General features: G+C 68.0%; 12 protein-coding genes. 2 read left to right on the top strand and 10 right to left on the bottom strand.

The genetic code is table 11. The annotated features are described in order from the left end of the window. Positions 1–37: 37 nt before the first annotated feature. A complete protein-coding gene (locus tag BG418_RS06320; protein WP_223184463.1) occupies positions 38–538 on the bottom strand; it encodes an SUKH-3 domain-containing protein in 501 nt (166 codons plus the stop codon). A 1,376-nt stretch (positions 539–1,914) separates the two neighbouring features. After that, positions 1,915–8,991 (bottom strand): polymorphic toxin-type HINT domain-containing protein, encoded by a 7,077-nt coding sequence (locus tag BG418_RS06315; protein ID WP_188272705.1) that lies wholly within the window; start codon positions 8,989–8,991, stop codon positions 1,915–1,917. A 292-nt stretch (positions 8,992–9,283) separates the two neighbouring features. On the opposite strand from BG418_RS06315, the gene BG418_RS06310 reads away from it, so the two are divergent. Further along, positions 9,284–13,222: a LamG domain-containing protein gene (locus tag BG418_RS06310; protein WP_188272704.1), complete on the top strand. Its 3,939-nt coding sequence runs from the start codon at positions 9,284–9,286 to the stop codon at positions 13,220–13,222. 63 nt (positions 13,223–13,285) lie between these two features. Here BG418_RS06310 and BG418_RS06305 read toward each other — a convergent pair whose 3' ends face one another. From BG418_RS06305 to wrbA, 5 genes are all read right to left on the bottom strand, one after another. After that, complete coding sequence (locus BG418_RS06305; protein WP_188272703.1) at positions 13,286–13,699, bottom strand: VOC family protein; 414 nt, start codon at positions 13,697–13,699, stop codon at positions 13,286–13,288. Between the two features lie 61 nt (positions 13,700–13,760). Continuing rightward, positions 13,761–15,047 (bottom strand): NAD(P)/FAD-dependent oxidoreductase, encoded by a 1,287-nt coding sequence (locus tag BG418_RS06300; protein ID WP_317453531.1) that lies wholly within the window; start codon positions 15,045–15,047, stop codon positions 13,761–13,763. Positions 15,048–15,116: 69 nt separating this feature from the next. Continuing rightward, positions 15,117–15,338: a hypothetical protein gene (locus BG418_RS06295; RefSeq protein WP_188272702.1), complete on the bottom strand. Its 222-nt coding sequence runs from the start codon at positions 15,336–15,338 to the stop codon at positions 15,117–15,119. 110 nt (positions 15,339–15,448) lie between these two features. Further along, positions 15,449–15,619, bottom strand: a complete 171-nt coding sequence (locus BG418_RS06290; RefSeq protein ID WP_188272701.1) for a hydrophobic protein — start codon at positions 15,617–15,619, stop codon at positions 15,449–15,451. Between the two features lie 129 nt (positions 15,620–15,748). Further along, positions 15,749–16,354, bottom strand: a complete 606-nt coding sequence (gene wrbA, locus BG418_RS06285; RefSeq protein WP_188272700.1) for an NAD(P)H:quinone oxidoreductase — start codon at positions 16,352–16,354, stop codon at positions 15,749–15,751. Positions 16,355–16,538: 184 nt separating this feature from the next. Here wrbA and BG418_RS06280 point away from each other — a divergent pair, with 184 nt between their 5' ends. Then, positions 16,539–17,132 carry a TetR/AcrR family transcriptional regulator gene (locus tag BG418_RS06280; protein ID WP_188272699.1) on the top strand — a complete coding sequence of 198 codons (594 nt, stop codon included), beginning with the start codon at positions 16,539–16,541 and terminating at the stop codon, positions 17,130–17,132. Positions 17,133–17,260: 128 nt separating this feature from the next. On the opposite strand, the gene BG418_RS06275 is transcribed toward BG418_RS06280, so the two are convergent. From BG418_RS06275 to BG418_RS06265, 3 genes are read right to left on the bottom strand one after another with little or no spacing between them, the layout of a single operon-like run. After that, positions 17,261–18,169 (bottom strand): LLM class F420-dependent oxidoreductase, encoded by a 909-nt coding sequence (locus BG418_RS06275; RefSeq protein ID WP_188272698.1) that lies wholly within the window; start codon positions 18,167–18,169, stop codon positions 17,261–17,263. Further along, positions 18,166–18,990, bottom strand: a complete 825-nt coding sequence (locus BG418_RS06270; protein ID WP_188272697.1) for a methyltransferase domain-containing protein — start codon at positions 18,988–18,990, stop codon at positions 18,166–18,168. The genes BG418_RS06275 and BG418_RS06270 overlap by 4 nt, the downstream gene beginning before the upstream one ends. After that, entirely contained in the window at positions 18,987–20,363 is a 1,377-nt protein-coding gene (locus tag BG418_RS06265; protein WP_188272696.1) for a peptide ligase PGM1-related protein, read from the bottom strand. Before BG418_RS06265 ends, BG418_RS06270 begins: the two co-directional genes overlap by 4 nt. Between the last annotated feature and the right edge of the window lie 2 nt (positions 20,364–20,365).

The raw sequence follows: 20,365 nt of genomic DNA, 5'->3' as shown, positions 1-20,365 counted from the left end.
TTCGAGGACTGCTCGCGTTCGGCGGGGCCTCGATTCACTAGCGAGAATTCGCCTGCGGCCAAGGATCGAGTCCTGGGTCAGAATGCAAGCACACCAACGGGCGATCTGCGCAAACTGCCAACTCCAACGCTTCTTCGAAAGTGGGGCCCAGCTCCCATATCCAGCCCATTCCAGTGGCAATCACTCTCCCTTCAGCCTCAATGAAGACGCTTGAATAGCTAAGCCATTCACCGATGGGGAAATATTTCCCACCCAGGACGCTCTCCACCTCGATGGCCATATCGCGCTGCCCCGCTCCGGCTGCAAGGGGATCGAAATTGAAGGGCTCGCCATTGGTGAAATTGGGGCCAACTCGGTTGATTGGCTCGATTGAAAGGCCCCCCATTGCGGCAAGTAATTCCTCGGCCAACGAGTGGACTCGATACCCTTCACGCTCCAAAGGGTTCACCCAATGGCTGGTGTCGACGCTTCTCTGCACACTCCAACCGGACGCGCTAAGTGCCCCCAACAAATCTTGGCGGAGCGATTCAAATTGCATCACGGAAATCAGCTGGTATCCAGATCAACCAGTAGTTGGGCACAGCGACCACGCCGCCCTGCCGCAAATGTAGCGCCACCTAGGAGCGCATTGGTCTCGACGATCCCTCTTATCTGACAGCGCCGCCTCTACCGATCGGGCATCCACAACAAGCCCAGCACAGCTGGGTTCAGGCTGGACTCAACGATCCGATCCCACAGAAGTTTCTGCACTTTTCGGGCGATTGAGTTTCATTGCGATCGAGGCAATAGCCTCACGCAGATCTTTCGACGCGATACACACGCACGACCAAGTTCCGTCAGAGAGTGAGAAGACAACCACCTCAGGGGAATTTGCTTGCGTGATTGCATGAAGAAACTGGTCGCCATCCACAGCCTCCCCTCCGGCCTCTCGCAAACTGGCTGCCCTAGAGGCATACAGACTTGCAGCGTCCTTCGTGATCATCGGAGCCGCATTGTGTGCATACTCCCCAAGGCCGCTCAGAATCTCCAACCCGCGCCGAGCGGAGGGCCATCCCCTACCGGAGAGGTAAGTGAGGATGCGCCGCGCATCTTCGCTCGAAACTCTAACGGACATACCCCATCCAGGGAGAGGTTCGACCGGACAACCGAAACGTTGGGCCCGCCAGAGAACCCGACGGACCGTCACGAAAGATCAACGCTAGAGGGCTAGCCCCCCTCCTCGGTCGAACACCTCCCGTGAACCCAATAGCGGAAATCCCATTAGGCGCTCACGAACGCTCTGTGATATCGGGGCGACTTGCTGACTATTTCCAAGAAGAGCGAATCCACCTTCCGGATGCAAATCGAGCGGTAGCAAGGATACATAGCCGCAACGAGACATCTCAGCCAGCTGCAACCCGCTGATGGAGTCATGGATTCCTTCATGCCCGTCAGAATCTTCGAGCTCCATCGCCACGGAAGCACGCCAGAGACTTCCCATCGAGAGAGCGAACCAAGAGCGCAAGGAAGAGCCTGCCTCAGCCAGCCCTACACACCCTCCCTTCCCCCGTGACCGGCGAAGAGATTCTAGAAACTCGAAGAGGTGTTCTGAGGATGGATCGGCAACACACCATTCCGACAACGCTACAAGTCCGCGTGGACCATCGGATTCATTCCGAGCAATCATCTCAATAGGCAGCCCGGGATACCGTGACTCGAATCCCGATGGAAGCGCATCACCCCGCTTCCGATACCAGGTCCCCATGAGCAGCCATGTATGACCACGCAGGGCCTCTACGACCTCTCGAAGCAGCCTTCGCCTATCCTCAGGTTCCGTAGGGAGCCACAGCCCACAGATTGCAGCGGACTCGCCATCCACCATTGATCGACGAGGCCACCAGTGGAAGCCCCCAACGTCCTCGACAAGGGACATGTTCACCACACCCGATCGCCATAGAAGTAATGCTCTCCGCTTGGACCATGGTAGTGAGGTCGCGCGAAAGTGTTGTTGTCGGCGAAGTAGTGGCCGTTTGCGTGGTGATCGATGGTCACCATCTCACCATTATCGTTGATGGCGTCCAGTTGCTCATATGGCTCACCATTCGGGCCGCGCAGATTCTCATTGTTCTTTCCGTAGATAGTGCGCGTCTCGACAAGGCTCTCATCCGAGACCCCGTGCGCCTGGAGTGCGGCTGATCGAGCCGAATCCTGACTGTCGTGATACTCGTCCGCTTTCTTTGAAGAGATCTCAGTCGCGTCCTCAGCGCCACCGCAATTGTGAACGAGGACCGCCATCGTCCCCGCCAGCACATAGTACGTGTGGAGTTCGGCGACGTTGAGGTTGTAGGTGCGGGCGTGCTGGCTGTAGGAGCGGTTGGCCTGGATGCTGGCGGTGCTGTGGTCGCTGGTGAGGAGGGTGGTGCCGGGTTTGAGTTCGCTGGCTTTGATCCAGCGTTGGGCTGCCGGGCTCCAGAAGGGGTGTTCGTAGGTGGCTGTGAGTTTTTTGGTGCCGTTGTGGGTGGTGATGGTCAGTTCGTTGAAGTGCTTGTCGTTCTCGGTGATGACCAGGCTGTTGACTTGGTGGGGGCCTGTCTTGCCGGTGAGGGGGTCGGTAGCGAGGACTTGGTCACCTGGTTTGATGTCCTCGATGTTCTTCGTGGCGCCGTTGCCCATGAGGACCTTGGTGCCGGCGAGGAAGCACTGAGTGCAGCCGCCGGGCTTTACCGTCCCCCCGCTGCGCGGGCCCATGCCCGCCTCCATGCCGCGCATGCCGAGTTCACCGACGCCGACCAAGGCGGCGAGGGAGCCTCCCTGCCCGGTGGCCTGCAGGGTCATGTTCTTGGGGCACTTCATGAAGTGGCAGGTCAGCCAGACCCAGTGCCGGAGCTGGGCTTGGGCGTTGTCGTTGTCCCGTTCGACGAGGTAGCTGTTCGCGTAGGGGTTTCCGCCCTGGGAGTCGCTGAAGTAGCGGTAGAACCGCTTGGTGAACTCGGCTTCGCCCCGCCAGTGGTCCGGGACGGTGACGCCGGGGAAGATCTCGTGCCGTCCGCCACCGGTTTTGAGTTCGCCGCTGTCGCCATCGGGGACGTCGCAGCTGCCGTGGTGGCAGGAGCCGGCGCCGGGGTCTCCGGGGTCGACGGGGCCGTCGGTGACGAAGGTGCTTTCGGTGCCGCCCTTGAGGTTGCCGATGCCGCAGAGGTCGACGGGGCACAGGCCGGAAGGGTCGCTGGTGTTGACGGGGCTGTTGTTGCTGTAGGCGTAGCCGTTCCACTGTTGTGGTTGGGCTGCGTCCAGGATGGGGTCGGGGTTGAGGAAGCGGCCGGTGGCGGGCTGGTATTCGCGGGCGCCGAGGTTAGTCAGGCCGGTGGCGGGGTCCTGGGTGCCGCCGACGAATCCGTGGTCGCCTGCCCAGGTGGTGGGCTGGGTGCCGCGGGGGGTACCGAACGGGTCGCTGGTGCGGCGGGTTTCGGTGAGGGTGGTGGCGTCGAGGGCGAGGGTTGCGGTGCCGTGGTGGTCGTCGACCTGCCAGGTGATGCCGCTTGCGGTGCGGACGGCGGTCAGGCCGTTGGGCAGGGTGTAGGTGCGGGTGGTGTGGACCTGGCCGGTGGTGGTGTCGAGGGTGAGTTCATCGTTGCCAATGTTGAGGGTGGTCTTGCCGGGATCACGGCGGATGAGCTGGTTGCCGCCGGTGTCGTAGACGTAACTGGTGCCCCCGGTGCTGCCCGTGGCCGTGGTGGAGGCGAGTTTGTTCTCCGCGTCCCAGGTCACGCTGGTGGTGCCAGCGGTGGTGCTAATAGCGGTGGTGTTGCCAGTGGCGTCGTACTGGTAGGAGCTGGCGCCGGGGTTGTTCGGGCCAGTACTGGTGGTGGTCAGCAGGGCGTGGGTGCCGCCGGTGCCGCCGCCCGTGTTCTGCGCGGTGGTGGGCTGGTTGGTCTGGCCGGTGGGGGCGAAGGTCTGGGCGGTGGTGATGTCCTTGGTGGTGTCACCGGAAGTGTCGTGCTGGGTGAGGCTGGTGCGGTTGCCGGTGGCGTCGTAGCTGTAGGTGGTCCAGTACGGGGCGGGGCCGCCGACGGTGGTCTTGCCGGTTGCGGCACCGCTGGTGGGGGTGGTGTTGGTGCAGCTGCCGGTGTTGGGCACGGACGGCTGCGGCTTGCTGGTCGTGGTGCCGGTGTCGGTCCATGCCTGGGTGAGGCGGCCGAGGTAGTCGTAGGTGAAGCACTGCAGGTCGCTCTGGCCCGGGGTGTTCTGGATGGCGGTGACCTGGCCGGCCGGGTTGCGGCTGTAAGCGGTCTGCTGGACCGCGCCGGTGGCGGCTGTCTGCTTGTCGAGCCAGGAGGACAGCAGGGCGCCGGTGGCCTGGTCGTAGTTGTCGGTGGCGACGATCTGCGTGCCCCACGGGTTGACCGTCGTGCGGATCGGCCGGCCGAACGGGTCGTAGTCAGTGGACAGGTCGTACGTGGTGGCGGCCGAGCCGAAGGTGTCCAGCGGCCCGTTGGCGTCGTAGGCGTAGTCGAGGGTCTCGGTCGGGATATCGGCGCGGGCGTAGGTGATGCTCTCGTTCAGCGCCCCGCTGATCGGGTCGTAGCTGGCCGTCGACTTGTACTGGCCGGCCAGCTTGTCCTCGCTGGCGGGGATGGTGACGGTGGTGGCGGTGGGGTGGTAACCAGTGTCGTACTTGGTGACCTCGCTGCTGTAGGCGGCGTCGGTCTTGCCGTTGAGGAAGCGGCTGGACTTGACGGGCTGGCCCTTGGCGCCGGTGACGCTGTCATAGGTCCATGCGGCCAGCGGCACGCGGCTGGTGGCGGGGGGTGCGGTGGAGTACGACGCTGTCTTGCGGCCGATCAGGTCGTAGTCGTAGCTAAGGGTTTGCTGGCGGGCGTCCGTGGTCGTCGCCAGGCGGCCGTCCGCGTCGTAGGTACGAGTGCTGGTGCCGGTGTCCGGATCGGTCGCGGAGATCTGGCGGCCGCGCAGGTCGTAGCGGTAGCTCCAGGTGTTCTTGCCGGTGGCATCGGTGCGGGTGGCCGGCTTGCCGGTCGGCGTGTACGTGTAGGCGGTGACGTCGGCGTCGCTGGCGTGCCCGGTGGCGGTGGGGGTCTGGTACTGCCACAGCTGGCTGGTTCGGCCGAGCGCGTCGGTGATCGTCGTGGTCGGTGTGCCGCCCTGTGGCGGGCTCACATCCGTCTCGTCCGCACCCGGGTAAGCGGTGGTGGTGCGCCACTGCTCGACCGCATAGGAGGAGAAGACCGAGGCGGTAGCGCGTCCCTGGCCGTCGTAGACCGTGGTGGTCTGGCCGGGGGTCTGACGGTCGTTGGTGGCGACCAGTGTGGTGGCGGGCGCGGTGGTGTCGTCGTAGTACGGGCTGGTGGCCTCGCTCTTCCACCCATGCGAGTCGTACAGCGTGTCGCTAATGACCCGTCCCGTGAAGGCCGACAGACCCGGGGTGGCCTGGGTCTGCCGGGTGCGGCCGAAGCCGTCCATCACGGCGATGGACTGGTTGTAGTAGTAGCCGTCGGCGCGCAGCGAGCCGGTCGTGACCGAGGAGGGGCTGGTGCTGCCATTGACGGCATAGGTGTAGGTGGTGTTCGCCTTCTGCCCGGTGGTGCGCCCCGGAGACCACACGGCGCTGAGGCGGCCGAGTGCGTCGTACTGCTTGGTGGTGATCCGCCCGTTCAGGTCGGTGGCGGTGAGCACCTGGTCGCGGCCCACGTCCATGGTGGACGTGGATGTCCAGTCGGTGGTGCTGTTCGGGGCGGGACTGGTGACGGTGACGGTGGCGGGCAGCTCACCGGACTTGGCCGGGGCGTAGGTGGTGCTGGTGACGGCGCCGCCGGGGTGCTGGGCGTCGGTGCTGTTGGGGTCGGTCACCGAGGTGACCCGCCCGTAGGCGTCGTAGGTGCTGCTCTGGGTGGTGGCGAGGACGGGGTTGCCGGAGTCGTCGTAGTGGTCCAGCACCTGAGTACTGGTCACATCACCCAGTCCGGCCTTGCCGAAGGGCTGCCCGTCGAACAGGGTGCGGGTATCGGAAACGGTGTTGTCCGTGCCGGGCGTGGCGGCACAGGCGTTGCTGCCGGTCAGTGTCCTGACCTCGTCCGGGGGGCCGGTGATGGCGTTGCTGCTGCTCTCGGCATACGAGGTGAGGGTGCACTGTTCGGGCTGGCCGTCAGCGGCGACGTCCACGCTGACTGTGCGGTTGGCGTGAGCCGAGTCGGTGCGTGAGGTGGTGACAGTGGTCCGCCATGTGCCGTCCGCCTTGAGGGCCTTGGAGGTGCCGACGGTGGTGGTGGCGAGGTAGCGGGCGACCAGGTCGGGCAGGCCGCTGCCGCGGGAGTGGGTGGCAGTGGTCGACGGGCCGGTGGAGTTGGTGACCTGGTAGGCGGTGATGCTGCCGCCGGCCTTGTCGTAGGTGTCGGACTCCAGAGTGTGGCCGGCCAGCCAGTCGGAGTCGGTGACCTGCTCGCCGAGTGTGTCGGTGGCCTTGACGGAGCGGGTGGCGCTGCCGGGCAGGGTGTCGCCGTCCATGCCCTGCAGGTACTTGGTGACGGTCTGGGTGAGCGGGCCGTCCTGGCCGTTGCCGGTGGTGGTGGTCACCGTGGCGAAGCCGCGGAACTGGTCCCAGGTGCGGGTCTTGGGGTCGATGACCTCGCTGGTGTTGTAGTGCCAGGCAGCCGGGCCGTACTGGTACTTGGTGACCTTCGAGGTGGAGTACGCGACCGGGTCGTTCTCGGTGACGTCGGCCACGGTGTAACGGTTGAACCAGTCCGAGGCCGGATCCGCCCCGTACACACTGCCCGGCGGGTACCACTTGTCGTTGTAGCAGGCCCGGGTGTCGGTGTCGGCCGACGTCGGCATGACCTTGTTGACCCGGGAGCAGTCGGCCTGGTTGTAGTCGACCTGGATCTGCTCACCGGTCTCGGTGGTGATCGTCTGGATGCGGGGACGGTTGAAGGCCAGAGGCGCGGGCACCAGGTCGGTGCCGTCCACCCGGTTCGCCAGCTCCACCGGGGTGAACGTCACTGCGGGCAGGGTGATCGCGGGGATGGTGTTCTTGCCGGTACGCTGGATGCCCGCCAGCCACAGGGTGGGCTTGTTCCCGTCCTGGGGGTCCGGGTAGGAGTGGGTCAGGGTGTAGACGTCGACGTTGCTGTACGCCCCGTTGGACAGCACCTGCGTGGTGATCGACGCCAGGCGCAGGTTGGACCAGAAGCTCGGGCCGTAGTTCGTGCAGGTGCCGCTACTGGTGCAGTTCTGGTCGAAGGGGACATCGGGCCAGTGCGCGGCATTTGATGTCGTCAGGGTGGCACCGGTGCAGGTGAAGCCGCCTGCGGTCGAGCAGCGGCCCTCGGGGGCCGGGGTGAAGGTGACCTTGGCCGCCGCGTTCAGTTTGCCCTTGGCCACCACCTGGTCCGCCAGGCGCTGCCCGTAGGCGATCGAGGCCAGCGCGCCACCGCGGGTGTAGACGGTCTGGGTGCCCTTGCCCTGGTTCTGGCCACCACCGCGCGCGTAATAGTTGGGCTCAGCCGTATAGGTGTAGGTGGTCAGGTTGCCGTGCACGTCGACGGCGTAGTCGAGATTCCACCGCCAGCCCATCTGACACCACGACGCGGCGCCCTGGCCGGAGTCGTAGCAGGGGTCGCCGCTGTTAGGCGAGTACACCGGCTTGATCCAGGCCGAGTTGGTCGCAGGATCGCTCTTGTCCCCGCCCGGCAGGTGGTTCAGGCCGAAGTAGTAGGTGCTGCCGGAGACCGTGGAAACCTTGATGTACTCGCCCGTGGACGTGCCGTTGGCAGCGCCGGTCAGGAACTCGACCTTGGAACCGTCGTCGTTCTTCAACCGCCATGTGCCCGTGGCGTCGTCACGGACCAGCTCACTGGTGTGGCCCTCCAGCGACAGAGTGGCGTTGTAACCGCCCCAGCAGGAGTCACCGGAGTACTTCAGACCGTCCTTGTCGCAGGACTTGTAGTCTCGTTCGACGAAGCCCGGGGTGTAGTCCCAGCCGTCCCCGATCCACGACGCCTGCGCGTTGGTCGAGGAGGTGCGCCCGTCCACCGACGACGAGTCGTACGACAGGGCGACCTGAGGCGCTGCTCCGCCAAGCGCCGGCGGCACCTGGATGGGATAGCTGTACGTAAAGCCACCGCTGCTGGAACCGGCTGCCCAGGCCGCGCTCGGCGAGAGGCTGCTGGCGGTGTAGGTGCCGCCCCCGCCGCCGGAGGTCGTTGTGGCAGCCAGCACCAGGGGCTGGACATCAACCGCACCGGACTTCTCCGCCCGGACTGCGGCGGCAGCAGCGCCCGGAAGCGTGACGTCGGCAACCAGACGGCCCGTGGTCGCGTCCAGGTGCGAGGCAAGGGGGGTCTGCTGCTGGCAGCCCGCCGCCCTGGGGGTGGTCAGGGCGCACGCCGGGAGCTCGACAAGCCGAGCTCGGGAGGCAGCGCCGGCACCGAAGGAAGTGTCCAGCTGGCGGGCGTCGATGCCGACTTCGACTTGGCCGCCCGCACCGGCACGCTCGCGGGCCAGGGTCACCACCGGGCCGCGCATCCCCGTGGGGCGGGCCTGGGCCTGGGTGAGGACGCTCACCTTGACCGATGTTCCGTCAGCCGCGAGCGAGTCAGCCTGGACCTTCCGGTCAGCGGGCGTCTTCCCGGCGGCGGGGGTCACCCATACCGGAAGGTTCCCCGCCTGCAGTGCTTTCGCCGAGCCCGCACCGGGCTTGCCACTGAGGGCAACATCCGCCGCACCAGGGGCCGCTGGGGACACCTCGGCCAGACCGGCCCACTCACCAGGCACCCGGTAGTGCGGCTTCGGCTTCAAGGGTGCCGGGGCCTTGGAGCCGTGCACCGGCTTGGTGTGCGGCAGCGCCGTGTGCGGCGGGGACCACTTCTTGTGCGGATCCGCCGGCTTCGCGGCGTCCATCGCCTCGGCAGACGGTCCGGTCAGCGTGGCTGCAACCGCCAGCGCGGTGACCGCGCCCAGCCACCCCCGGCGGCGGCCGCGTCTCCCATCACGCCGCATCCCGCTCCACGCCCCCACAACGGCCCCCTCGCGCAAAAAACGAAACAGTCGCCGTGTCCACGACACAGTGACGCCGGAGAGGTGACCGTACCGAGGAGATCGAACACAAACCGATCACATGACCCACACTTGGCCGATCCATTAACTACCGCTGCATAGACCACAGTTCACGCCTCTACGCATACCAGCGCACACCGGGCAACTGTGCTTGACCCCCGTCCCCTGCGCCCCGTTACTGTGCCCCTCTCAAAGGGGCGCACACAGGTGCGCTACAGCCGGGAGGGGAACCCGCATGGGGGGCATCAACATCAGCACGCGGCACAGACACAGGCCGCATCGCCACCGGACAGCCGCACTGCTCGCCACCGTGCTGGCGGCCGCGGCGGTGGGGCTGCCGATGCCGGCGTGGGCCGACGACGCGCCGGATCTGGCCAAAGGTGATGCCCTCCACCAGGCGCAGCTGCCGCCCGAGGAACAGGCCGCCACGCAGGCGACGGCGCAGGCCAAGGCGTCCGGCAAACCGATCTTGATCGAGGCGCTGACCACGCCGTACGCGCAGACGGTGGCCAATCCGGACGGCACGCTCACCCAGACCACCACCCCCGCGCCCACCCGCGCCAAGGTCGACGGAGCGTGGGCGGATGTGGACTCCACCCTCCAGGCAGGCAGCGACGGCGCTCTGTCCCCCAAGGCCGCGGTCAACACCCTCAGCCTGTCCGGCGGCGGCAGCGGGCCGCTGGCAACCTTGACGAGTCCGGGGGGCAAGTCGCTGGTCGTCACCATGCCGTTCGCCCTGCCCAAACCGACCGTCAGCCAGGGCACTGCCACCTACGCGAACGTGCTGCCGGACGTGGACTTGAACGTGACCGCGACCGAACTCGGCGGGATCCGCGAGGTGCTGGTCGTCAAGAGTGCTGATGCCGCCAAGAACCCGACCCTGGCCACACTGCACCTTGGCACCACCGGGGCAGGGCTGACCATGAAGACGGATAGCTCGGGAGCGTTGCAGGCCGTCGACACGGCCACGGGCACGCCTCAATTCGCCGCGCCCGCCCCGCAGATGTGGGACTCCAGCACTCCCCGGGCCGTCACCCCCAGCAGCTCCGGCACGTCGGTGCGCCGTACCGCCACCGCACAGGCATCCCCGGCCGGTGGTGCCAGTACGGTCGAGGGCCCCGGTCCCGGGGCGCAGACGGCCGCCATGCCCACCGCGGTCGGCAGCGGCAGTGTGGACATCACGCCGGTCGCGGACATCCTGCACGGCTCCAGCACCCACTATCCGGTGTTCATCGACCCCTCCTACCTCCCCTGGAGTCAGAACGATCCGACCTGGACCTGGATCCAGTCCGCACACTCAGGCACCAGCAACTTCGGCGTCTACGGCTCCTCCCACAGCAGCCAGCCCGGCCTCGGCCTGTGCGGCACCTACTACCCCGGGGGCGGCGGCTGCGACGCGGCTGATAGGGAGCGCACCTACTACCAGTTCAACACCAACGTCCTTGCCACCCACCACGACATCCTCGGCAGCGCGGTCCTCACGGTGAACCAGACCTACTCCGCCGACTGGGACTGCAACTCCACCTACGCAGTGGGCCTTACATACACGCAGGACACCATCGGACCCGGCACCAACTGGAGCAACCCTCCCTCCGACACCGGCACCGGCCTGACCGACCGGGTCGGCGGCACCGGCTCCACCGGCTGCATGGACAACGTGCCCTTCTCCTACAACGTGAAGAACGTGGTCCAGAACGCCGCGAACCAGGGCTGGTCGTCGGTCACGTTCGGCCTGCGTGGCGCCGAGACCGACCAGAACGGCTTCAAGCGCCTGTCCAACAAAGCCACGTTGGCCATCACCTACGACCAGGTCCCCAACGTGCCCACCGGACTGACCAGTTCCCCCGTCCCGGGCTCCACCTCCGCCGGCACCAGCCAGCCGTGCGAGGCCCAGGCAGGCCCCACCGACCGGGCCTTCATCGGCGCCCCCGGACTCGCGCAAGGGCTGCAGCTGAAGGCGACCGTCTCCAGCCCCACCGCCCCCGCCCAGCCGGTACGCGGCTACTTCGCCCTGTGGGACGACTCGGTCAGCGGGCTTCCCAACACGGCGCACGGCACCGGCTACAGCAACGGCGGCGGCTACGCCTCCTCCGGCAGCCAAGTCTCCTTCACCGTCCCCCAATCCGACCTCACCGACGGACACGCCTACGCCTGGGACGCCTCCACTAGCGACGGCATCCTCGCCTCCAGCGCGGGCAGCGTCTGCCACTTCCGCGTCGATCTGACCCCACCCACCGTGACCACGCCGACCGCATCGGACCAGGTCGCCGACCCCTCCACCACATTCCCCCCGGCCGGCAACGGACAGACCACCACCCTGCACATCGGGCAGACCGGCAACGTCCCCTTCACCGCCACCGACCCGATCCCCGCCACAGGCGTCGCCTCCGGCCTGGCCTGCCTGCGCTGGGGCTTCGATCCGGCCATGGCGGACGCCAGCTGGCAGTGCGGCAGCAACCTCCCCACCAACACCTTGCCGGTGACGCCGGGCCACTGGGGCACCAACCTGGTGTACATCCAGGCCCAGGACAACGCCGGCAACTACTCCCAGATCGCCTCGTACGCCTTCTACATTCCGTGGAACCCCAACAGCCCCGCCCCCGTCTTCGGCGACACCACCGGCGACGGCTCCCCCGACATCGTCACCCCCCACAGCGACGGCAACCTCTACGCCCACACCGTCCCCGGCAACACCCAGGCCACCAGCCCCGCCACCTCCCTCGCCGCCCTCACCAAGAACACCCCCGACGGCGACACGTGGAAGAACTACCGCACCACGCACCGCGGCAGCATGCGCGGCGGCGCCAACGTCGACGGCCTGTTCGCCCACAAGGACGGCTCACCACTGCTCTTCTACTACAACAACCCCGGCAACACCGCCGTGGACGGCCGATTCGACAAGAAGATCCTCCTCGCCAAGCCCGCCTGCACGGACGACGGCTCCGGCAGCTACTGCACCGGCTACGCCACAGACTGGTCGACCGCCACACAGATAGCCGCCCTCGGTGACCCCTCGACCACCGCCCTCACCACGGGAACCTTCCAGAACCGCACCGGCCTGCTCACCGAGGAAGCCGACCCCTCCGGCGACGCCACTTTGTGGTTCTACCCGGCCATCTCCGACACCCGCCTGGGCAGCCCCGTACGCCTGGCCGCCACCGGCTGGAAAAACTGGGACCTGATCTCCCCCGGCGACTGGAACCACACCGGCCACCCCGGCCTGTGGGCCCGCAACCGCACCAGCGGCGACATCAACACCTACGCCCTCACCCCCGGAACCACCACCACCCCCGACGGCGCCCAGACCCTGCCCACCCTCACCGCCATCTCCACCGGCACGACCATCGGGAACCTCCCCGCCACCGATTACCCCGTCATCGGCTCCGACGGCGACCTCACCGGCGACAGCATCCCCGACCTGTGGGCCGTCACCAGCACCGGCCAGCTCAACACCTGGCCCGGCAGCACCAGCGACGGCACCACGAGCACCCCGGTCGCCTCGTTCAACCGCCCGCTCACCGCCGGGACTACGCTGATCGCCGCCAACAAGTGGAGCCTGGCCGGCAACCTCACCGACTCGGCCGCCACCAACCCCGCCACCGCCAGCGGCACCACCGGCTGGGGCTCCAACCACACCGGCACCAACCCGGGCGCGGCCACCTTCGACGGCAGCACCGCCAACCTACACACGAGCGGACCGGCCCTCGACACCACTCAGAGCTACACCGTCTCGGCGTGGGTGAAACTCGACTCGCTCGCCACCACACAGACGGCTGTCAGCCAGGGCACCGTCAACCACCAAGCCTTCTACCTCGGCTACGACGCCGACCTCAAAACCTGGGCGTTCATGACCACCACCAGCGACGCCGTCACCACCACCTATAAGAAAGCCGGTGGAGGAACCGCCACCGCAGGCACCTGGACCCACCTGACCGCGGTCTACGACTCCGTCAGCAACATCATGTCGCTCTACGTCAACGGCACCCTCACGCAAACCGCCGTCGCCAACGCCACACCCGTCTACACCCCCACCGCACCCCTGACCATCGGCGCCTGCACCACAACAGGCAGCAACACCCTCTACAACCAAGTCACCGGAGCCGTCTCCGACGTCCGCACCTACCCGGCAGCACTCACCGCCGGCCAGATCCAGGACCTCTACACCCACTCCTGACCACAAACCGTGTCGGTGCCCTGCCGGAATAATCCGGCAGGGCAGGACACTGGCTGACGGTCGTCACCCGCTCCGCAGCGAAAACGTATGCCCCGCCGGATCCGAGTACAGGCGGGTGTCGTGCAGGCCGGTGTTGTCCTTCGTGTCCAGGGGGCGGCCGCCGAGGGTGATGACCTGGCGTTCTACCGCGTCCATGCGGTCGCGGGATACCAGTAGTTGTAGGTGGGCCTGCTGGGAGTCGTCGGGGCGGGGCCAGCTGTTGGGGGCGGCGCCGTGGTCGCGGCGGAAGGCCATGCGCGTGCCGCCTCGGCCGGTGATCTCGATACGTTCGATCTCTCGCTCCAGCGGGATCTCCGCGCCCAGCAGGCGGGCGTAGAACTCGGCCAGTGGTTCCGGCTCCGCGCAGTCCAGGACCAGAACCGCCGCTTCCACCAGGCCCGTTGAGTCCGTCGTTACCTCTTCTGACAGGGGTTCCATTTCCTCTTCTCCGCAATGCAACATTTGGATAGTTGGGCAGTTGGGTTAGCAGGGCCCCTCGCTACGGTGCCTTGCTGTCCAGCGGCACCGCCCCGGAACGTACTAGCCCCAGCTGTACCGCCTGGCGCGGCAGCACCGCATCCAGCAACCAGTCGGCGGCCACCCGGATCCTGTTGCCGGGCAGTGCGGCCAAGTGGTAGCCCCTGGTCACCGCGCCCGCCAGTGGGCCCGACAGTGGGATGCCGACAGGGTTCGCCGCCGCCGAGGTCCCGCCCAGATCGACCGCGAAGCCCAAGTCGTGGTGCTCGTAGTCACGTTGCTCGCCCACACCCAGCGTGGCCGCGACATTGTTGCCCGCCGTTTTGCCCTGGCGGGTTGCGTGCTGGGCCGTCATCGCCGTCAGCTCGCCCGGGCGGGTCAGGTCGGGGACGGCCGCCGCGTCGCCGCAGGCGAACACCTCCTCGTGGCCGGGAACTTGGAGCTTGGGGTCGACTGTCAAGCGGCCGCCCTGCACCGGTAGACCGAGTTCACCGACCAGCGGGTCCGGGCGTACACCTACACACCAGACCAGCGTGCGGGTCGGTACGAACTCGCCGTCGGTCAGGCACACCCCGTCCGGCGTGGCCTCGGCCACCGACGTTCCCGGGCGTACCTCGACGCCACGGGCGCGCAGCACCCGGTCCGCCGAATGGGACAACCTGCGGTCGAGTTCCGGTAGCACCCTGGGCGCGATGTCCACCAGCAGCCAGCGCGGTGGGGCGGAATGGCCACGATCGCGGTGGCGGCGTACCAGCGCGTCCGTGAACAGCACTCCCTGTGCTGCCACTTCCACGCCCGTATAGCCCGCGCCCACCACCACGAACGTACGCCGAGCGGCACGCTCCTCGGCATCGTCCGACGTCGCCGCCAGTTCGATCTGGCGGGTGATGTGGTCCCGTAAGTACAACGCCTCGGGCAGGGCCCGGAATCCGTGCGCGTAGTCGACGACCCCCGGCACCGGCAGCAGTTTGTTCACGCTGCCCACGGCCAACACGAGGCGGTCGTACGCTAGTTCGCCCTGCCGTCCCTCCGGGTCGCGGTAGTGAACTCGGCCCTGCGCCAGGTCCACCCGCCCGGCCTCACCCAGTACGAGACGTACGCCCGGCAGGGTTCCGGGGAGCGAGACCGTCACCCGGCGGGGCTCCAGGATTCCGGCAGCCACCTGTGGGAGCAGGGGCAAGTAGAGGAAGTAGTCGGTCGGGTTGAGCAGCACCGTTTCGGCTCGGCCGCGCAGACGGCGCTGTACCGTGCGGGCCGCCTGGTAGCCGGCGAATCCGGCTCCTACGACCAGGACGCGGGTTCGGCTCACTGTCGGCTCCCTCAGCCGATTCGACCCGTACGATCACACACCCCGTGCGCTCGTACGGCCGAATTCGGCTCAGTAGTAGCGGCGGTCTTCCTCCACGATCGGAGCCGCAGGCGGCGGCGCCTGTAGCCGACGGCGTTTGAAGATGCTCACGTAGGCGCCCGTTCCGATGATTCCGACCGCCATGATGATGAGCCCGGCCACGTGAATGTTCATTCCTTGCACATGCCAGTCGACCGCGAAGGTGAGAATCGCTCCCACCGCGATCAATAGAATGCATCCGCCCAGACCCATGGTATTACCTCCGAATTCGCTGGTACGGATTGCCGGTTGGACGTCGGCGTCGTGACGTCGGACGGGTGCCCCCGATCACCCGTCCCTAACACGCCCTCCCGGAAGTCACCTCACCACCGGTACCAGCGGCCTCGTCGGCCACCGGCACCCGCCGAACGGGCTGCGAATCCCACGAGCCAGAAGACCAGCACGATGATGGCGAACCACCACAGAATCTTGAGTGCGAAACCCGCACCGAAAAGAAGCAGGGCGAGCAGAAGCACGAGAAGCAGGGGAACCATATGTACACCTCCTGGCATACGAGTTCCCGCGAAGTACTCCGTCATGCCCACAGAATTCCGGCCCACAAGTGGGCGAGAGCCCTTGCCTCCGAGGCAAGGGCTCTCGCGAACAACTCAACCGGCGTGCGACTAGCGCGTGCCCGCCTGCAGCCGCGCCGCGATCGTCGCCAGGCGCTCGCCCTGGTAGCGGGCCGCCTCCAGCGTCTCCACGGACGGGGCGCCCGCGCCGCCGGCGTGCGAGGTGCCGTAGGGGTTGCCGCCGGCGCCGTACACGACCGGGTTGGTGTAGCCGGGCGCGACGATGATCGAGCCCCAGTGGTGGAACGTGTTGTACAGCGCGAGCGTCGTCGCCTCGTTGCCGCCGTGCGCGTTGTGGGCGCTGGTGAAACCGGTGGCGGGCTTGTCGGCGAGGGCGCCACGGTGCCACAGGCCGCCCGTCGTGTCGATGAACTGCTTCAGCTGGGCGGCGATGTTGCCGTAACGGGTCGGCGAACCGAAGGCGTACGCGTTCGCCCACTCCAGGTCGTCGAGCGTGGCGATCTCGACGTCCTTGGTGGCCTCGACGTGCTCACGCCATGCCGGGTTGGCGTCGATGGCGGCGTCCGGGGCGAGCTCGGGCACCCGGCGCAGGCGCACCTCGGCACCCGCCTTCTCGGCACCTTCGGCGACCGCCTTGGCGAGCTGGTGGACGTTGCCGGTGGACGAGTAGTAAACGACCGCGACCTTGGCACTCATGACGAGGCCCCTCCCGAGCTGAGATCAGTAAGCTTCTGCCGTCGATCCGGATACCTATCCGCTTCGACGTCCATGAGTAAACCGGATACGAATCCACTTGGCAAGCCCCCAGCTCAACGCCCCTCAACACCCTCGACGCCCGGCGAGGCGAACAAAGCGGATAGGTATCCGGTAGCCTCGGAGCATGACCCCCGTCGAACTCTCCGTCACCGGCCAGGCCCCGCCCGAGCGCGCGGACGCCGCCCGTAACCGCCGGAAGATCCTCGACGCGGCGGCCCGGCTGGTCGCCGAGCAGGGGGCGCAGGCCGTCACCATGAACGCCGTCGCGCACGCGGCGGGTATGGGCGTGGGAACGGTGTATCGCCGGTTCGGCGATGTGAGCGCCCTGCTCTTCGCGCTCCTCGACGACGCCGAGCAGCGCTTCCAGGAGTCGTTCATGGCCGGGCCGCCGCCCCTCGGGCCGGGCGCGCCGGCCGCCGAGCGGCTGCGTGCCTTCCTGCACGCGCTCGCCGACCGGATCCTCGACCAGATCACGATCATGAGCATGGCCGAGGCTGCGTCGCCGGGTGCGCGGTATCGCAGTGGCGTGTACCGGGCGATGTACGCGCATGTCGCCATGCTGCTGCGGGAGGCCCGGCCCGGGGTGGATCCGGCCGTGACGGCCCATCTGCTGCTCGGGCCGTTCGTGCCGAGTCTTCTTGAACACCTCACCGTGGAGCGGAAGTTGTCGCCCGAGCAGATCAAGGTCGGGATCGACGAGTTGCTGCGCGGGCTGTGAGCGGCGCGTTGTAGGTGCGGTCATTCGGCTGCGGACCGTGCGTGGCTGGTCGCGCAGTTCCCCGCGCCCCTGTGGGTGCCCGGAACCGCAATGATGCCGGCACCCGCACCGGGGGTAGCCCCGCCCCCTCACCCCCTCCCCAGAAACTCCTCCCGCGCCCCCACCAACCGGTCCAGATGCCGCAGCGAGTCCTCCTCCGTCGCCCACGGCAGATCCAGCAGGACCCGCTCCACCCCCGCCGCCGCCAGGGTCTCCAGGACCGCCGGGTCCGCTGGGGCCCAGAAGACCGTGACCGGCGGGACCGGAGCGCCCGTCACCTCGGCTTCGGCGCGGAAGCGGGTGATCTGGCGGGCCAGGCTCTCGGGGTCGCCGCCGTAGATCGGGGCCCAGCCGTCGCCGTACTCCTGGGCCCGGCGGTACGACGGGTGGCCCTCGCCGCCGACGAGGATCGGGGGGTGCGGGTGGCTCACCGGTTTGGGCCAGGACAGGATCGGGGCGAAGTCGACGTGGGTGCCGTGGAACTCCGCCTTCTCCCGCGTCCAGATCTCCTTCATCGCCAGGATCCGCTCGCGCAGCACAGCGTTACGGTGCCGGGGGTCGGTGCCGTGGTTGCGCATCTCCTCACGGTTCCAGCCCGCCGCCACCCCGAACAGGAAGCGGCCGCCCGAGAGGTGGTCGAGGCTGGCGACCTGCTTGGCGAGGATGATCGGATCGCGCTGGGCGACCAGCAGGATGCCCGTGCCGACCAGCAGTCGGCTGGTCACGGCCGCCATCGCGCTCAGCGCCACCAGCGGGTCCGGCGTACGCGCGTACTTCTCCGGCAGATCGCCCGCGCTCATCTCCGGCGGCACCCGCTCGCCCGCCAGGACGAGGTGCGCCTTGGCCGTCATCGGCATGAACGGCGACTCGCGGCTGACCGGGATGTGCGTGTGCTCCGGCATGAAGAACGACTCGAAGTCCCGCTCCTCCAGCGCCCGGCCGAGCGGGACGGGACCGATGCCGTTGTCCGTGACGAACGTGGTCACCCCGATCTTCACGCGCCCGCCTCCGCCCCGGCGCGGCGGCCCCAGGCAGCCATCATGGTCTGCCCGGTCATGTCGAACTCCAGGTCGGCCATGCGCCGCAGGAACGCCGCGGTCTCCTCCTCGCTGATCAGGCCTCGGGCATCGGGACGGGCGACCAGCTGCTCATGCGACTTCGTGTAGATCGGCGCGAGCGTCGAGCTCGCGCCCCGCAGGGTGAGCACCCGCCCCTCGGCGTCTACGTCGACGAGCCCCGCGCGGCGCAACAGCCCGGGCAACTTCCTTCCCACGTACGGGTCGAAACCGTGTTCACGGTAGTACGGGGCGAGCTTCGCGCTCAGCTCCTCGGCGGCGGTCGCGTCGGCGGACGGGAACGCCGGGCCGCAGGAACCCCAGTCGTAGTCCTCGACCAGCAACGTTCCGCCGGGCTTCAGGGCGGCGGCGAGGCGGGCGATGATTTCGTCGCGCTGCGGGAAGTGGATGAGGATCAACCGGCCGTGTACGACGTCGAATTGGCCCCCGGGGAAGTCCTCGGACAGGAAGTCGTGGTGGCGGACCTCGACGTTCTCGTACTGGTCGGCTACAGGGGCCGCGTGCCGGGTGTCGATGTCGGTGGCGAGCACCGAGCCGGTGGCGCCGACCGCTTCGGACAGCCAGGGCAGGAAGCTGCCCGCGCCCACGCCCGCCACGAGCACGCGCGAACCCTCGCGGACGCCGAGCGCGGCCAGGTGCCGCAGCGTTCCGGGGTCGTACGCGTCCTCGATGGCCCGGAGCCGGGCGCGCTCGTCCGGGTCGGCGCTGTCCATCAGGTATTCCGACGTGGTCTCGGTCGTCATCGTGCCGCCATCTCTGCTGTGGGGGAAGGGAGTTGTGGGGATCGGGCGGCTTCCGCGAGGGCCGCGTGGGCCGCTCGTTCCAGCTCCGCCGTGCCCTGTGGCGAGTCGGAGACGGCGCAGAGTTCGCCGTATCCGGGGTCCGAGACCGCGTCGTGGACGGTGACGACGACCCCGGTGCGGGACTTCGGGTCGTACGCGAGTCCCCGTACGTCCAGCTCGCGCAAGGTGTCGGACAACGAAAGCCTCGGCCGGTGGCGGCCGTCCAGCAGGTGGCGGTCTGCGCCGACGCGCACGCCGAGGTTGTGCGTGTGGGTGGCGCCGCCCGCGCGGGCGTTGATCTCGTTGAGGAGGATTCTTCCGTCCGGGGTGAGCATCGCGTCCACGCTCAGCCGCCCCCGGTAGCCCATCGTGCGTACCACGGCGCCGATCCGTTCGGCCTGCGCCAGGAAGTCCGGGAAGCGCGGGTGGTCCGCCGCCTGCGGGGGCACGACGACGCCCGCGAGGAGCGGGGCCATCCGCATCTCGCCGTGGCCGTAGGGCGTGATGCCACCGTCGGTGATGTGCAGCCCCGTGTACAGCGGGACAGAGGAGGGGTGGTAGCGCTCGATGACCACGGGGTGGCGTCCCGAGGCGGTGTAGTCGGGCCACTGCTCGGCCAAGTGGGCTTCCAGCGCGGCCCGGTCGTCGACGACGACATGCCGGTTCGCGCCGACCACCTCGACGCCGGGCTCCGGGCTGAACAGCACATTGCCCAGACCACCCGCGTTACGAGTTCGCTTGAGGATGGCGCTGTGGCCACCTGCCAGCAGATCCCAGGCGTACTCGGCGGCACTCCCCCGGTCGGCAGTGACCACGCCCTCGGGCACGGACGCGCCCACCCCGGCGGCCAGCGCCCGGAACGTGGCCTTGTCGTTGAGGAGTTCGGCACCCCCCTGGGCCATGAAGGCGAAGCCGGGCGTCCCCTCGGCGAGGCCGAGGCGCGCGGCGAACGCCGCCACCGAGGTGTCGAAGAAGTACGGCCAGAGCCGGTCCACTCCCCTGCGTGCGGCCACTTCGCGCAGGCGCCGCTCGAACTCCGGGCGACGCCGCCCGTGTCCGAGTGGCACCTGCACGCCCGCCTCACCGAACGGCGCGACGACGACCTCCAGCGAGGACCGGTCGAGACCGGCCATCTGCGTCGCGTACGCGAGGAAGTCCTCGCCCGGGTGCACCGGCACGACCAGCAGATCACCGTCCTCGGCGCACCACACCGCCCGCTGGGCCAACCGCCGCAGCCCGGACCGCTCCGCCGGGGTCAGGTGGTCGAAGCCGGGGGTGTCGGGGGTGGCGCTGCTGGAGAGCAGAGCGCCGTTGGCCAGTACGAGCTTGGGCATGG

It is taken from the genome of Streptomyces sp. CBMA152, from assembly GCF_014596475.1.
Taxonomy (GTDB): Bacteria; Actinomycetota; Actinomycetes; order Streptomycetales; family Streptomycetaceae; genus Streptomyces.
Note: the sequence above shows the minus strand (reverse complement) of the source record. Positions and strands in the feature narration are given on the sequence as shown.

Excerpts from the sequence above, each read along its gene's own strand:
- BG418_RS06280 (WP_188272699.1), top strand. The coding sequence starts at position 16,539 with ATGACCCCCGTCGAACTCTCCGTCACCGGCCAGGCCCCGCCCGAGCGC.
- BG418_RS06295 (WP_188272702.1), bottom strand. The coding sequence starts at position 15,338 with ATGGGTCTGGGCGGATGCATTCTATTGATCGCGGTGGGAGCGATTCTC.
- BG418_RS06305 (WP_188272703.1), bottom strand. The coding sequence starts at position 13,699 with ATGGAACCCCTGTCAGAAGAGGTAACGACGGACTCAACGGGCCTGGTG.
- BG418_RS06265 (WP_188272696.1), bottom strand. The coding sequence starts at position 20,363 with ATGCCCAAGCTCGTACTGGCCAACGGCGCTCTGCTCTCCAGCAGCGCC.
- BG418_RS06310 (WP_188272704.1), top strand. The coding sequence starts at position 9,284 with ATGGGGGGCATCAACATCAGCACGCGGCACAGACACAGGCCGCATCGC.
- BG418_RS06290 (WP_188272701.1), bottom strand. The coding sequence starts at position 15,619 with ATGGTTCCCCTGCTTCTCGTGCTTCTGCTCGCCCTGCTTCTTTTCGGT.
- BG418_RS06270 (WP_188272697.1), bottom strand. The coding sequence starts at position 18,990 with ATGACGACCGAGACCACGTCGGAATACCTGATGGACAGCGCCGACCCG.
- BG418_RS06320 (WP_223184463.1), bottom strand. The coding sequence starts at position 538 with ATGCAATTTGAATCGCTCCGCCAAGATTTGTTGGGGGCACTTAGCGCG.
- BG418_RS06315 (WP_188272705.1), bottom strand. The coding sequence starts at position 8,991 with ATGCGGCGTGATGGGAGACGCGGCCGCCGCCGGGGGTGGCTGGGCGCG.
- wrbA (WP_188272700.1), bottom strand. The coding sequence starts at position 16,354 with ATGAGTGCCAAGGTCGCGGTCGTTTACTACTCGTCCACCGGCAACGTC.